Genomic DNA, 14,192 nt, shown 5'->3' on the forward strand with positions numbered 1-14,192 from the left:
AATGAATTGTTAGGTCACTTGCAAATGATAATCTTGTGCGTCTTATCATATCGCAAGCGCCCACACGCATTGCTTGATGACTTGTTAAAGAGCTCGGCCAGGGGCTGCGCCTTTGCCGATCACGGCCTTGCCAGACTGCCTGGCCCCGAACCGTGGGATGCGAATTATACGCATCTCTACGCGCTTGTAAACTGTTAATGTACTTCAACAATTCCTGTTTGGCCGGCACCGGCACCGGGCGCTGTCACTACTGTCACGCCGCCCCCGCCAACACCTGCTCACACTGCGCAAGAGGCGCGCATTATACGCACTCCAAAACTCTCTGCAAGGCATTTGTGAAAAGATTTTCAGCCCCTCTTGCAGCCCGCAGAACGAGATGACAGCCGCCACCCATATAGTGCCTGCAGCCCGCTCTCAGGTTCAGCTTCGGCGTTATTTTTTGCGCCAATAATTGAGGCCGAACAACCTCCATGGAAATAGTGCAGTTTTATAATTAGTATTCATGAAACCACTGGCTGCTTAGAAAGGAGGATGCTTAGGGTGGATATCACCTCCCGAGGCCGACAAGGACTACACCAGCCACTCGAACCTCTCGTCCCACCACTAAGCCCCACCACTATTCGATATCAAACAGGTGATACTTTTTCTTGCCCAGGCGAACAACGAAAAATCGACCGTAGAACGCCGATGCAGGCGCAAAGCTCTGCGGCAACTTCATATTATCGCCCAGCGATTGGGCGACCCCGTTTATCCAAACCGCACCGCGCCCCAGGGCGTCTTTGACCTGCTTGCCGGAGGTCGCCAGACCGCAGTCAACCAGCAGTTGTGTCATGGGCATATCCGCCAGTTCGACAGCGAGGGTGGACGAGGGCAAACCATCCAGTTTGAGCTGTTCGAAATCCGCCTCGCTGAGCTGCTCCAGCGTACCGTTGAACATCGCCGCGCTGATACGCTGCGCCGCCTGCAGGCCGGCCTCACCGTGAATCAGGCGGGTGACCTCTTCCGCCAGCACGCCCTGGGCCCTGGGACGCCCCTGGGCGGCAAGATCCTCGGCTTCGATCTGCTCGATCTGCGCGACCGGCAGGAAGGTGAAGTAGTGCAGAAACCGGTAGACATCGGCATCGGCAGTGTTCAGCCAGAACTGGTAGAAAGCATAGGGCGAGGTCTTGGCGGCATCCAGCCAGATGGTACCGGTCTCGGTTTTGCCGAATTTAGTGCCGTCAGCTTTGGTTACCAGGGGTAGCGTCAGGCCGAAAACCTGACCGCCGTACAACTTGCGGGTCAAATCGACACCGCCGACGATATTGCCCCATTGGTCGGACCCGCCAATCTGCAGGGTACAGCGGTGGTGCTGGTAAAGTTCGGCAAAATCGAAAGATTGCAGCAGCATGTAGGTGAACTCGGTGAAGGAAATACCTGCACCTTCCCGATCGATGCGCTGCTTTACCGACTCTTTGTTAATCATGTTGTTGACGGAAAAGTGCTTGCCTACATCCCGCAGGAAGTCCAGCAAACTGACCTCGGCCGTCCAGTCCAGGTTATTCACCACTGTAGCGGCATTGTCACCGCAGTCAAAATCCACAAAGCGAGACACTTGGCTTTTGAGCTTCTGAACCCAGCCAGACACTGTATCCGGGCTGTTCAGTTTGCGCTCCTGGGCTTTGAAACTCGGGTCACCGATCAGGCCTGTGGCACCGCCGACCAGGGCAATGGGCTTGTGTCCGGCCAACTGGAACCGCTTTAGTACCAACAGCGGCACCAGGCTGCCGATGTGAAGACTCGCGGCCGTAGGATCAAACCCGCAGTAAAGAGTGCGGGGACACTCCGCCAGATGGCTTTCCAGCGCGCCGTCTCCTGTCATCTGGGCTATCAGGCCACGGGCCTTCAAGTCCTCTATCAGTTTCACATCCACTGCCGACATCTTCTCAACCTTCTCAACTTTTACCCTGTTTTCACGGTCAACCCATATCCGACCACCCTATGCACGGTGGAGATAGAGCCTATCCACGCTTAATCCAGCCAAGGTTTGCAAACACTCACTTTCGTCTCGGGACTCTGAAGCGGGGCTCTGAAAATAGCCGCACACAATACCGAATCCCCAACCAAAAACAAGCCTCGGCGTCCGCCCGCGCGGACGGCGCTGCAGGCGCCCACGGCAACAGCCGGATACGGATATTTACTACGAATTCACATTAACCGGCCTCCCGGTTAGTCACTTGGGTGATATTCGTTTATTTTTCTGTTATAAACAGTCAGGTTAGCGACCTCTTTTTATTCATAAAATAGATGTCTTATGGAAACCACTGAAAACAAACGAAAAAATACTAAGCGTATGGTTTTTATGCATTTTCCGCGCAGCCATATGCTGGCCGCATCGGCCCTGGCGGTTGCGCTCACCCTGCTGCTGTCGCTGTTTCCCTCCGGGGAGGTGGAAGCCAAGCGCCACAAACAGACCCTGCTACTCACCCTGCCGGAAACCCCACTGGTCGAAGAAGACGCCATTATCGAAGCCACCATGGCACCCGAATTGCCTTGGCAGCGTCTCACCGTCAAAAAAGGCGATAACCTGTCTCTGCTGTTTCAGCGGGCCGGACTGAACGACCGCGATGTTTACGAGTTGGTAAGCAGCAACAAGCAGGCAAAATCCCTGACCCGCATACACCCCGGCCACAGGCTCGACTTCCAGGTGGACGGCAATGGCAAGCTACAGCAACTGCGCTATGTGCAAAGCCTGCTTGACAGCCAGTTGTTCACCCGCGGCCCAGAGGGTTTTAGCGCCAGCAACGAGACCAAACAGCCCGATATCCAACCCGCCTACCGCACTGCCACTATCACCAACTCACTGTTTTTAGCCGGCCAGGAGGCTCGCCTCGACACCACGTTGATTATGGAATTGGCCAATATCTTCGGCTGGGACATCGATTTCGTACTGGATATCCGCAAAGGCGACAGTTTCCGGGTACTGTTTGAAGAGCAGTTCCTCGACGGCGAAAAAATCGGCAACGGCGCTATCCTGGCAGCCGAATTCGTCAACCAGGGCAAAACCTACCGGGCGGTGAGGTACACGGATCAGGACGGTGAAAGCCAGTACTACACCCCCGGCGGCAAGGCCATGCGCAAGGCTTTCTTGAGGGCCCCGCTGGATTTCAGTCGCATTTCCTCCAACTTTAATCTGCGGCGCAAGCACCCGATTCACAAGAAAATCCGCGCCCACCGCGGCACCGACTACGCCGCGGCGCGAGGCACGCCGGTATATGCATCAGGCAGCGGGCGGGTTATTGCCTCCAGTTACAACAAAGCCAACGGCAATTACGTGTTTATCCAACACGGTAACGACATCGTCACCAAATACCTGCACCTGCACAAGCGCAACGTCCGCAAAGGGCAAAAGGTAAAACAAAAGCAGCTTATCGGCACCGTCGGCTCCACCGGCTATTCCACCGCCCCGCACCTGCACTATGAATTTGTCGTCAACGGCGTGCACCGCAATCCGCGCACTATTTTGCGCAAGCTGCCAAAGGCCAAGTCCATTCCCAAACAGGAGCAACCGGCGTTCTCTGAACAAGTAGCGCCCATTTTGGCCAAACTCGACAGCTACGGCACCACCAGGCTGGCACTGGCGGAACCGGTTACCGTCAATTAGACGCCTATGGACGGGCAAGAGCTTTATATCGGCTTGATGTCCGGCACCAGCGCCGACGGTGTCGATGCGGCCCTGGTCGACTTTGCACAGTCGCCGCCACAACTGCTGGCCCACCACAGTCACTCAATGGAAGCGGGCGTCAAGCAGCGTATCCACCGGCTCGCCACCCCGGCCGACAACGAAATTGATCGCCTCGGCGTACTCGATCGGGAGCTGGGCGCCATTTTCGCCGCTGCGACTCTGGCACTGCTGGACAAGGCACAGCTCGAGCCCGGCGACATCGCAGCCGTCGGCAGCCACGGCCAGACCGTGCGCCACCGGCCGCCCCACACCACTGAACTGCCATTTAGCCTGCAGATAGGCGACCCCAACGATATTGCCGCGCGCACCGGGATCACGACAGTGGCCGATTTTCGCCGCCGCGATATCGCCGCCGGTGGCCAGGGAGCGCCGCTGGCACCGGCGTTTCATCGAGCGGTTTTCCAATCACCGGACAACGACCGCATGATTGTCAATATCGGCGGCATGGCCAATGTGACCTACCTGCCGGCGACTGGGGTTGCACGCGGCTTCGATACCGGACCCGGCAATGCCCTGATGGATGCCTGGATACTCCAGCACCGCGGCGAGGCCTTTGACCAAAACGGTCGCTGGGCGGCCACCGGCGCGGTAGACCCGACTCTGCTGGCAAAACTGTCGGAACATCCCTTTTTCCATCAAAGCGGTCCCAAAAGCACGGGCAGGGAGGCGTTTAATGAGGGATGGCTGCAACGGGTGCTGGCCGCTATTAACCGTCCCCTGGCGGCGGCGGACGTGCAGGCGACACTGCTTGAATTGACCGCCGGGAGCATTGCCGGGGGGATTAAATCCCTGCGCGAAGACAGACGTTGTGAAGTTTTTATCTGCGGTGGCGGGGCTCACAACCAACAGTTGCTGCTGCGCCTGCAAAAACTACTGCAGCCGACGCCAGTAGCTTCCACAGACGCGCTGGGAATAGCGCCGGATTGGGTCGAGGCGGCGGCGTTTGCGTGGCTGGCTCGCCAGACCATGGGCCGACTGAAAGGCAACCTGGCAACGGTGACCGGTGCCGATAAAGAGGTCATTCTAGGGGGTGTTTACTTCGGTGATCCTGCAGACTAGTGACCGGTCAATAGCGAACTGACTAAAAATACACATACTCTTCGGTATTCACGAGTCGGTTAACTTCCGCCGGGCCAAAAGGCACTGTCTCGACAAAGGGCACCAATTCGGTTTTCTTGCGCCCCAATACACCCATACGGGTTTCGCAAACTTTAACCTGGATCACCTCGAAGGCGGTCAACCGCGCAGCCAGATCGACAATGGCTTTATAGGCTGGATAACTGTCTTTGAAAAAAATAGCCGCTTCCGGCCCGTGAATGACAAATGCCAGAGGACCGGACTCCGGATCAATCCTTCCGTCGAGGAACAGTTGTTCGGCCCGCCGCAAGGCCCTCTCGATATCCTCGGGCGAGTCCTTTTGAATGCGGGCCAGGTAGCCGTTGGGAGCCGCCGACTGAGCCTGGTCGCCGGCAATAGCGATGGGATTGCTAACATCGGCAGCACTGCCGGCAGCCAGTAGACTCAGTAGACACATACCCGCCCAGCGGGCCGGCAGCGATCTCGCCGGCAGTGCACCCATCCACAGTCTTTTCATCGACGTCAATAACAGGGAGCTAAACGGCAAACGACGCCCCACAACCGCAGGTCGTACTGGCGTTGGGGTTTTGCACAACGAATTTTGAGCCCTGCAGCCCTTCCTCGTAGTCAACTTTGGCTCCCATCAGGTAGGGGTAACTCATGGCATCAACAACCACGGTAATGCCGTCTTTTTCGACTACTGCATCGTCTTCAGTCACAATTTCGTCAAACGTAAAACCGTACTGAAAGCCTGAGCAACCGCCTCCGGTCACAAACACTCGCAACTTCAGGTCGTCATTAGCCTCTTCCTCCACCAGGCTTTTGACCTTGTTAACGGCACTTTCAGTCACCAGCAACGGCTCGGGCGTAAACACTTCGGGGGCAGTCATAGCAATCAGTTTCTCCGCACACAACCACTTCCGGGCACAGCACCCGGTGAGCGCACATCGGCGGGCTCCTGAGCAACCGCCGGACGGACGTCATTATGGCTTTACCCGACTAAAACAGTCAACTATTAACGGGCTGGCCGGATACCCCTACAGTATCCACACTCACATCGGCCTCAACCTCTCCAACCTGGGGGTTAGACGCCGGATGGCGGGGTTTTTCTCCGCTGTAGACCAGATTACCGTTGACCTGCGACCCTTTCACCATCTCGATCAGGTGATAGTGCACATTACCGTTGACCACGGCAGTAGCCCCCAGTTCAACGTGCTTGGCGGAGTGCACATCGCCAACGATACTGCCGTTGATAACAATATTCGGGGCGCGGATTTCGCCCTCGACCACACCCTTGTCAAACACGGATACCTTGGCACTGCCGCCACCTTCGGCAATGATATTGCCGCGCACCTTGCCCTCCAGGTCCAGTTCGCCGTCAAAGTGTACATCACCCACAACCTCGGTACCCTTGGCAATCAAGGTGTGATTATTCGAAAATGGCATATCGCTATTTTTCCCCCACATGCTCATGCTGTCGTCGCTCTCTCTTTGCGTTACCCGTTCTTTGGCTATTTGGCGCCGCGTCCGTCAACCCTGCTGCACCAGCCAGCCAAACTGTTTTTCCACGGTGGCGGCATTGCGACCGGTGGACTTCGCCAACAGTTCGATTCTTTCCGGCTCGAATCCTTCAGGCAGCACCAACTTGCCCTCAAGGTTCTGAAAATACTTGAAGCGCAGCCTGATATTATCGGAACCGACCTGCTCGGACAGGTCTTTCAGCGGGATCGTGCTGACAATACCCGCCTGCCGGCCGACAACATTGAACTGCAAATAACCGCTCAACACCTGATGGTTGACAGCCAGTTGCTGCACCACCACCCTGTATTGGTACTCCCGCGGTGCGCCGGTGGAGATGACATCCAGAGAACCGATGGTGAGGCCGCGCTTATTGCCTGTCGGTGCCATCAGCCCCCGATAGAAGGTGATATCCTCCTGCAGTTCGGCAATCTGGGCCTTGAGTTCAATCACCTCGCCGCGCACATCCTCACTTGCCTTGCGATCCACCTGGGCGCCGAGTTTGAGGTTGGCAACCTGTTGGCGCAGCTCATCGGCCTCCTGGGTTTTGGCAGCCACCTCCAGGCGCAACCTGTCTCTCTCGGCAACGGCCTGCGCTTGCAGCTGACCACCATTGAAGTCACCAAACAGGTAACTCCCCACCACCGCGAGCACTACACCCGCTGCTACCACCAACCCCACCGTCACTCTGCGCATGGGGCGGTAGGGCACAACAACTTTACGAAACTGCTTGCTGCCTCTTACGGCGACCATAGATTTTTCTCCGTTTTCGACCCGTTTCTGCGGTGCGCAATACCGATAACAGGACTGGATATCAGGGCAATAGCGCCACGTGATCCAACCCCGCTTCCTCGGCAAAACCAAACATAATATTCATATTCTGAACGGCCTGGCCCGATGCACCCTTGGTCAAATTATCTATCACCGACAGCACCACTACTGTATCTCTTTGCTGCGGCTGAAACACTGACAGGCGGCACATATTCGAACTTTTCACGCTGCGTGTCTGCGGGTGCTGTCCCGCCGGCAACACGTCGACGAAGGGCTCACCGGCATAGCGCTCCTCGAACAGCGCCTGCAAATCGCCCGTGGCCGCAATCGCCGTCGCGTAGAGTGTGGCGTGAATACCGCGGACCACCGGCAGCAAATGCGGCACAAAAGTCACCTGCGCCGGCACCGCCCGCTCGGGTTGCACGGCCCGCAACCCCTGCTCGATTTCCGGCAGATGCCGGTGCCCGCCGCAGGCATAGGCCTTGAAACTATCCGCTACTTCGGCGAGCAGGTTGTCAATCTTGGCCTGGCGCCCGGCGCCGCTGGCGCCACTGGCGGCGTTGGCAATCAGGCTGGCCGGATCGACCAGTTCCTGCTCCAGCAACGGCAGTAACCCCAACTGGACTGCAGTCGGGTAACACCCGGGACAGGCCACTAACTGCGCCTCGCGAATCTGCTCGCGATTGACCTCTGGCAACCCGTATACCGCCCGCTCGATCAGTTCGGGACTGCCGTGGGGCTGGCCGTACCAGCGGGCCCAGATATCGGCATCGCGCAGGCGAAAATCCGCCGACAGGTCAACCACCCGCACCCCCCGGTCGATCAACGCGGCCATCATCGCCTGCGCGACGCCGTGCGGCGTCGCAAAAAACACCAGATCGCACTCGGTCAGTACATCTACGCTGGGTGGACTGAACGCCAGCGATAAATGGCCGCGCAGACTGGGAAACAACTCCGCCACCTCAAGGCCGGCTTCGGCACGGGAGGTAATCACTTTTACCCGGACCTTAGGGTGCCGTGCCAACAGCCGCAACAGTTCGATACCCGTGTAGCCGGTACCGCCGACAATCGCCACTTCAATCATAGTTCAATTCCCCGTGGTAAACCTCGGGCCCCGCGCCTGCCGGCCCGGACAACCCCACACCGGCTTCCACACACATCACGCCGGCAAACAAACCCTTAATAATACCCCAATCTCGCGCAGAAAAATGACTTAACAGCGGGTTTACACAATAATAAGAACACAAGCCACCCGAAAACCCGATATCATACCTATGGCCGAGCCGGATGCCCCGTCACTGCGAAAAAAAATACAAAAGCGCAAACTTTTCATTATCGAGAATTTCCGCCATCAACTGGCTTATATCGACGCCCTGCCGCAACTGACACTGCTGGGTCTGATCAGCGGCATCTTTGTCGGCCTGGTCATTGTCGCCTTTCGGTGGCTGATCAACACACCGCTGAGCCACCTGCTAAGGGGCGGCAACGACAATTTCGAGAGCCTCGGTTCACTCTGGCACTTCGGCCTGCCGCTGGCCGGTGCCTGCGCTATCGGCCTGTGTCTCAGCAGGCTGGACAAAAAGCACCACCGGGTGGGCGTAGGCCATGTCTTGGACCGCCTGCACAATCACCAGGGCCAACTGCCATTGAGCAACTGGCTGGTGCAGTTTTTCGGCGGTGTCGTGAGCCTGGCCAGCGGCCAGAGTGTGGGTCGCGAGGGTCCGGCGGTACACCTGGGCGCGGGCGCCGCCAGTCAGTTGGGGCAGTGGCTCAAATTGCCTAATAACAGTCTGCGCACGCTGATCGGCTGCGGCGTCGCCGCCGCCATTGCCGCCTCCTTCAACACCCCCATGGCGGGCGTCGTCTTCGCGATGGAGGTGGTGCTGATGGAATACACCATCACCAGCTTCATTCCCGTCATTCTGGCGTCGGTCAGCGGGGCAGCCATCACCCAGTTGGTGTTTGGTGAAGGCGTGACCTTCAATGTCACCCCGGTGCAGACCACGACCTTGCTGGAGCTGCCCTACATCGCCGCCAGCGGTATTGTTATCGCCGCCTGTGCCGCGGCCTTTATTCGCCTGCACTTGGCAGTACAGAACATCCGCACCCCCTCTATCGCCATGCGCCTGGGTCTGGCGGGCCTGCTGACCGGCAGCGTGGCGGTGCTGGTGCCCCAGATCATGGGGGTCGGTTACGACACTGTGGCGGCGGCCATGCTCGGCGAGCTAAGTCTCACTCTGCTTGTCAGTATCGTTATCGCCAAGCTGGTAGTGGCGGCGACCAGCACCGGGCTGGGCATGCCCGGCGGCGTTATCGGACCGGCCCTGGTCATCGGCGCCTGCCTCGGCGGCGCCCTGGGCCTGCTGGGCAATATTATGGTGCCCGCCGGCACTGCAACCCCCGGTATCTATGTGCTCCTGGGGATGGCGGGAATGATGGCGGCGGTTGTGAACGCCCCTCTGGCAGCACTGATGGCGGTACTGGAGCTGACTTACAACCCCAATATGATTTTTCCCACCATGCTGGTGATCGTGGTGGCCTGCCTGGTCACCCGCCAGGTGTTTCGCTGTGACGGTATCTTCGTCGCAGCACTGTCGGCCGGGGGCACGTCGCTCGCATCCGGCCCCATGTATCAGGCCCTCAGTCGCGCCGGCGTGCGCAGCGTCATGGATACCCGCTTCGGCTGCAGCCGCCAGTCTCTGAGCCTGGACGAGGCGCGGCAGTTACTGACCGATAAACCCATGTGGATCGTGATAGAGGAACTCGGTAAGGAAAAATACTTGTTAAGGGCGGCGGACCTGGCCGGCTATCTGGACAACGCCCCGGAAGAAGTGCTGACGCTGGACAAGGACATTGATCTGCTGGCAATTCCCGCACGGCGCCACCAGACGGTGCCGATACACCAGCAGGCGAGTCTCTACGAGGCCCTGCAGCTCCTGCAACAGGGCGCCGAAACCCTCTATGTCGAACGCCCCAACACGCCGCTGACCTCGCCGGTCATGGGTATTATCACCAGCAGCACCATCGACAACTATTATCGATAGGCGCTGTTCAATCAGCGTTTCAATCACAATGCCCACCGGCTCGCAGCAGTGGCCTGCAACAGCGCCTCGGGCTACCATAGACGCGCATTGGCGCCTGGGGAAAATCTATGCTGTGGTTTAAAGCTTTTCACATTATTGCGGTGATATGCTGGTTTGCCGCGTTGTTTTATCTGCCGCGGCTATTCGTCTACCACGCCATGAGCGAGGATGAAACCAGCCGCGAACGCTTCAAGATCATGGAGCGAAAACTGTATCGCGCCATCGCCAACCCTTCGATGATTGCGACGCTGCTGTTGGGCGGCGCCGCAGCGGCGGCGAACTGGAGTTATTACGCCGCCAGCGCCTGGTTCTGGTGGAAACTGGCCCTGGTCGCCGTCCTGATCGGTTACCACCATGCCTGTGGACGTATCCTGCGCCGGTTTGCCGAGGACCGCATGGAGCGCAGTCACGTCTTCTTCCGCTGGTTTAACGAATTCCCCGTGCTGTTGCTGATTCCAATCGTGCTGCTGGTGGTGCTCAGGCCGGGTTGAAGACCTATTTGCCGCCGGCAGGCGGCCAAACGGCAGCCCTGTGTTAAACTTAGGTGTCCCTGTTCTAGTAGATACTGACCATGACTCAATTCGACTGCACCACCCCGGTGGTCATGTCTTTTTCGAACCATGACCCCTCCGGCGGCACGGGTATTCAGGCCGATATCGAGACCACCGCCAGTCTGGGTTGTCACAGCACCCCCATCGTCACCGCCCTGTGTGCAAAAGATACCCGGGATTTGAAAGATGTGTTGCCCGTGGAGACGCCGCTGCTGATAGAACAGGCCCGGGCCATTCTTGAGGACATGCCTGTCAAAGCCATCAAGGTGGGTTTTACCGGCAGCGTGGAAAACATCGAAGCGATGCATACGATTTTGCGGGATTACCCCAAGATTCCCGTGGTCTTACACCCTGTTACCAGCTTTTGTCACAGCGAGCTGCTGGACGCGCCCGCTATCATTCACGCAACCCAGGCGCTGCTGCTGCCGCTTGCCACGATCGTCACCCCGAACCTGGTAGAAGCCCACGATCTGGCCCAGCAGGCCGATACGATCGATGCCTGCGCCCAGGAAATTCTCGACAGTGGTTGCCGTCACCTGTTGATCAGTGGCACCAAACGCAGCCACAACAGTATAGAGAGCAGCCTCTACGGCCCCGAGGGGCTGGTAAAACACTACCGCAAGGAGCGCCTGCAGGCCTGTAACCACGGCTGCGGCGCCACCCTGTCTGCCGCTATCGCCGCCTACCTGGCGCACGGCCTGCGGCTGGTGGACGCGGTCGAGCAGGGCCAGAACTTTGCCTGGCATGCACTGGCCGGCGGTCGCCGCCTGGGTATGGGCAACCGCATCCCCAATCGCATGTACTGGGCCGACCGCAACAGCGACACACTCAACTACCAAACAGAGGGTTCTTGATTAACCGCGCCGCGGCTGCGCACAATAGCGGCGCCGACACCGCTAACTTACGTTTGAAAAGTTAAGCTCGACCATGCCCTACCCGACGATCACGTCCATGTTATATGCGATAACCGACCAGGCCCTCATGGCCGACCAGCTATACGACCAGGTCGAAGTTGCCGTCGCCCAAGGCTGCACCTGGGTGCAGTATCGCGACAAGTCAGGCGCCAGTGGGCAGAAACGCGAGCAGGCGGCCCGCCTGAGAGATATCTGCGAGGCCCACAGCGCGAGCCTCATTATCAACGATGACGTCGACCTGGCCAAAACAGTAAACGCCCATGGGGTGCATCTGGGGCAGGAAGACACGCCGCTGGCCGAGGCTCGCGACAGGCTGGGTGACCGGGCTATTATCGGTATTACCTGCCACGCATCGCCGGCTCTGGCATTGGCCGCCCAGGAAGGCGGCGCCGACTATGTCGCCTTTGGCCGTTTTTTCCCCTCCACCATCAAACCGACCGCACCGGCTGCACCCCTGACAATTTTTTCGGCGCTCCGGCGAGAGATAAACCTGCCGTTGGTGGCCATCGGTGGTATCACGCCCGCCAACGCCGGTCACCTGGTGGGCGCCGGCGCCGACCGGCTGGCGGTCTGCGGCGGTCTGTTTGGCCACGGCGACGTAAAAACCCAGATGGCCAGATTCAATCAGGCCATCCGCTCCGTCCAGTACCGTTACACACGACCGGACACACAACCCAATATCGATAGTTAAGGAATTTTCATGAGCCGCTCTGAACAATTATTTCAACAGGCCCAGGGTTTTATACCCGGTGGGGTCAACTCCCCGGTGCGGGCCTTCAAAGCGGTGGGCGGCACACCGCTCTTTATCGAGCGGGCCCAGGGCGCTTATGTCTACGACGCCGACGCCAAACGCTATATCGACTATGTGCTGTCGTGGGGGCCGATGATCCTCGGTCACGCCCACCCGGAGGTGGTTGCGGCGGTGGTGGAAAAGGCCCGGCAGGGGCTGAGTTTCGGCGCGCCGACTGAAATAGAAACTGCGCTCGCCGGCAAAATCTGCGCCATAGTCCCGGGTATGGACCTGGTGCGCTTCGTCAACTCCGGTACCGAAGCCACAATGAGCGCCATCAGACTGGCGCGGGGGTTTACCGGGCGCGATAAAATTATCAAGTTCGAGGGCTGCTACCACGGGCACAGCGACTCACTGCTGATCAAAGCCGGCTCCGGTGCACTCACCCTGGGCGTACCCAGTTCACCGGGGGTGCCGGCGGCGCTGGCGGAACACACGATCACCCTCACCTACAACGACAGCGAAGGGCTCGAGCGGGCCTTTGCCGATATCGGCGATCAAGTAGCCGGGGTCATTGTCGAGCCGGTAGCGGGCAATATGAATTGTGTGCCGCCGGTACCGGGCTTTTTACAGACGTTGCGACAACTGTGCGACGATTGCGGTGCACTGTTGATTATCGATGAGGTCATGACCGGTTTTCGGCTCGGTCTGGCCGGCGCCCAGGGCCACTATGGCGTCACCGCGGATATCACTACGCTCGGCAAGGTCATCGGCGGCGGTATGCCGGTGGGCGCCTTCGGCGGGCGCCGCGACGTGATGGAACAGATCGCTCCGCTCGGACCGATCTACCAGGCGGGCACGCTGTCGGGCAACCCGGTGGCAATGGCGGCGGGGCTGAAAAACCTGGAGCTGATCAGCCGCCCCGGTTTCTATGAACCGGTTTTCGCGCGCACCGACGCGCTGATGCAGGGACTGCGCGAGCGGGCCGCCGCTGCCGGTATTGGGTTTACCACCAATCACGTCGGCAGCATGTTCGGTGTCTTCTTTACCGATGCCGCCACCGTCACCAATTACGAACAGGTCATGGCCTGTGATGGCGAGCGGTTTAACCGGTTTTTTCACGCCATGCTCGACGCCGGTGTCTACCTGGCCCCCGCCGCTTTCGAAGCCGGCTTCATGTCCGCGGCGCACAGCGGGGAAGATATCCAATTTACGCTGGATGCGGCCGAACGGGCCTTTGCCACCCTGGCGTAAACCGGGGATTGCATCCGGCGTGCGGTTGCCGGGGCGGGCTGCACCATGCAAATCGATTGCCGGCAAGTTACCGGGGGCAATCGGACTCATCAAACGAATACTGCGCAATCGGTTCGCCGGCGAAGCTGCGATAGCTGTACACCAGCGGTATGCCTTTGGATAGTACCTTGTCCTGAACCACATCACTGGAACAGGCCGACTCCCGAAACCAGTCGCGCACCTTGCGACGCAGCTGGTCGCCATCCACCGCGGCGGAGTCGGTGAACAGGGTGTAGGTGAACCTCAGTGTATAGCGGTCGGCAACCATCGAGTCCATTCTGGTTACCTCGTCCACCATCACCGGCAAACGGGAATTTCCCGCGGTCGCAAGCTGATTCAGCTGTTCGACGTTGCTGCGCCTCTCCTCGATGGCGAAGTACAGAACGATAATGGTGATAATCAACACAACCGCCGTTGATACTGCCAGCGTCTTCATCGCCGCACCTCTGCTATTAGCTCGATGCCATCAAGCTGACCTGCAAACTTTCGAAGAGACGGACCTGCTGCCGATACGCTTGTTGTGCATCGCTG

General features: G+C 58.8%; 14 protein-coding genes. 7 read left to right on the forward strand and 7 right to left on the reverse strand.

What is annotated here, in order from left to right; genetic code table 11:
* Positions 1-616: 616 nt before the first annotated feature.
* A complete protein-coding gene (gene tyrS / locus FKG94_RS18790; protein ID WP_142928478.1) occupies positions 617-1,921 on the reverse strand; it encodes a tyrosine--tRNA ligase in 1,305 nt (434 codons plus the stop codon).
* A 420-nt stretch (positions 1,922-2,341) separates the two neighbouring features.
* Between tyrS and FKG94_RS18795 the strand changes: the two genes are divergently transcribed.
* Positions 2,342-3,643, forward strand: coding sequence for a peptidoglycan DD-metalloendopeptidase family protein (locus FKG94_RS18795; protein ID WP_246125257.1), 1,302 nt, complete (start codon positions 2,342-2,344; stop codon positions 3,641-3,643).
* Positions 3,644-3,649: 6 nt separating this feature from the next.
* On the forward strand, positions 3,650-4,783 hold the full coding sequence (locus FKG94_RS18800; RefSeq protein ID WP_142928479.1) for an anhydro-N-acetylmuramic acid kinase: 1,134 nt from the start codon (positions 3,650-3,652) through the stop codon (positions 4,781-4,783).
* Between the two features lie 22 nt (positions 4,784-4,805).
* Here the strand turns inward: FKG94_RS18800 and FKG94_RS18805 are convergent, their stop codons facing one another.
* The 5 genes from FKG94_RS18805 to argC all read right to left on the reverse strand — a co-directional run bounded on the left by FKG94_RS18805 (position 4,806) and on the right by argC (position 8,174).
* Positions 4,806-5,348, reverse strand: a complete 543-nt coding sequence (locus tag FKG94_RS18805) for a DsrE family protein (protein ID WP_142928480.1) — start codon at positions 5,346-5,348, stop codon at positions 4,806-4,808.
* Positions 5,338-5,691 carry an iron-sulfur cluster insertion protein ErpA gene (gene erpA / locus FKG94_RS18810; RefSeq protein ID WP_142928481.1) on the reverse strand — a complete coding sequence of 118 codons (354 nt, stop codon included), beginning with the start codon at positions 5,689-5,691 and terminating at the stop codon, positions 5,338-5,340. Before erpA ends, FKG94_RS18805 begins: the two co-directional genes overlap by 11 nt.
* A 118-nt stretch (positions 5,692-5,809) precedes the next feature.
* Positions 5,810-6,247, reverse strand: a complete 438-nt coding sequence (locus FKG94_RS18815) for a bactofilin family protein (protein ID WP_142928482.1) — start codon at positions 6,245-6,247, stop codon at positions 5,810-5,812.
* 84 nt (positions 6,248-6,331) lie between these two features.
* Positions 6,332-7,072 (reverse strand): DUF6776 family protein, encoded by a 741-nt coding sequence (locus FKG94_RS18820; protein WP_142928483.1) that lies wholly within the window; start codon positions 7,070-7,072, stop codon positions 6,332-6,334.
* Between the two features lie 61 nt (positions 7,073-7,133).
* On the reverse strand, positions 7,134-8,174 hold the full coding sequence (gene argC / locus FKG94_RS18825) for an N-acetyl-gamma-glutamyl-phosphate reductase (RefSeq protein WP_142928484.1): 1,041 nt from the start codon (positions 8,172-8,174) through the stop codon (positions 7,134-7,136).
* A 190-nt stretch (positions 8,175-8,364) separates the two neighbouring features.
* Between argC and FKG94_RS18830 the strand changes: the two genes are divergently transcribed.
* From FKG94_RS18830 to hemL, 5 genes are all read left to right on the forward strand, one after another.
* A complete protein-coding gene (locus FKG94_RS18830; RefSeq protein ID WP_142928485.1) occupies positions 8,365-10,134 on the forward strand; it encodes a chloride channel protein in 1,770 nt (589 codons plus the stop codon).
* 107 nt (positions 10,135-10,241) lie between these two features.
* Positions 10,242-10,664 (forward strand): protoporphyrinogen oxidase HemJ, encoded by a 423-nt coding sequence (gene hemJ, locus FKG94_RS18835; RefSeq protein WP_142928486.1) that lies wholly within the window; start codon positions 10,242-10,244, stop codon positions 10,662-10,664.
* An 80-nt stretch (positions 10,665-10,744) separates the two neighbouring features.
* Positions 10,745-11,578 (forward strand): bifunctional hydroxymethylpyrimidine kinase/phosphomethylpyrimidine kinase, encoded by an 834-nt coding sequence (gene thiD, locus FKG94_RS18840; RefSeq protein ID WP_142928487.1) that lies wholly within the window; start codon positions 10,745-10,747, stop codon positions 11,576-11,578.
* A 73-nt stretch (positions 11,579-11,651) separates the two neighbouring features.
* Positions 11,652-12,329: a thiamine phosphate synthase gene (thiE, locus tag FKG94_RS18845; protein WP_179957714.1), complete on the forward strand. Its 678-nt coding sequence runs from the start codon at positions 11,652-11,654 to the stop codon at positions 12,327-12,329.
* A 9-nt stretch (positions 12,330-12,338) separates the two neighbouring features.
* On the forward strand, positions 12,339-13,622 hold the full coding sequence (hemL, locus tag FKG94_RS18850; protein WP_142928488.1) for a glutamate-1-semialdehyde 2,1-aminomutase: 1,284 nt from the start codon (positions 12,339-12,341) through the stop codon (positions 13,620-13,622).
* A gap of 67 nt (positions 13,623-13,689) precedes the next feature.
* Here the strand turns inward: hemL and FKG94_RS18855 are convergent, their stop codons facing one another.
* Positions 13,690-14,097, reverse strand: a complete 408-nt coding sequence (locus FKG94_RS18855; RefSeq protein WP_142928489.1) for a hypothetical protein — start codon at positions 14,095-14,097, stop codon at positions 13,690-13,692.
* Between the last annotated feature and the right edge of the window lie 95 nt (positions 14,098-14,192).

Source organism: Exilibacterium tricleocarpae (assembly GCF_007004655.1).
Taxonomy (GTDB): domain Bacteria; phylum Pseudomonadota; class Gammaproteobacteria; order Pseudomonadales; family Cellvibrionaceae; genus Exilibacterium; species Exilibacterium tricleocarpae.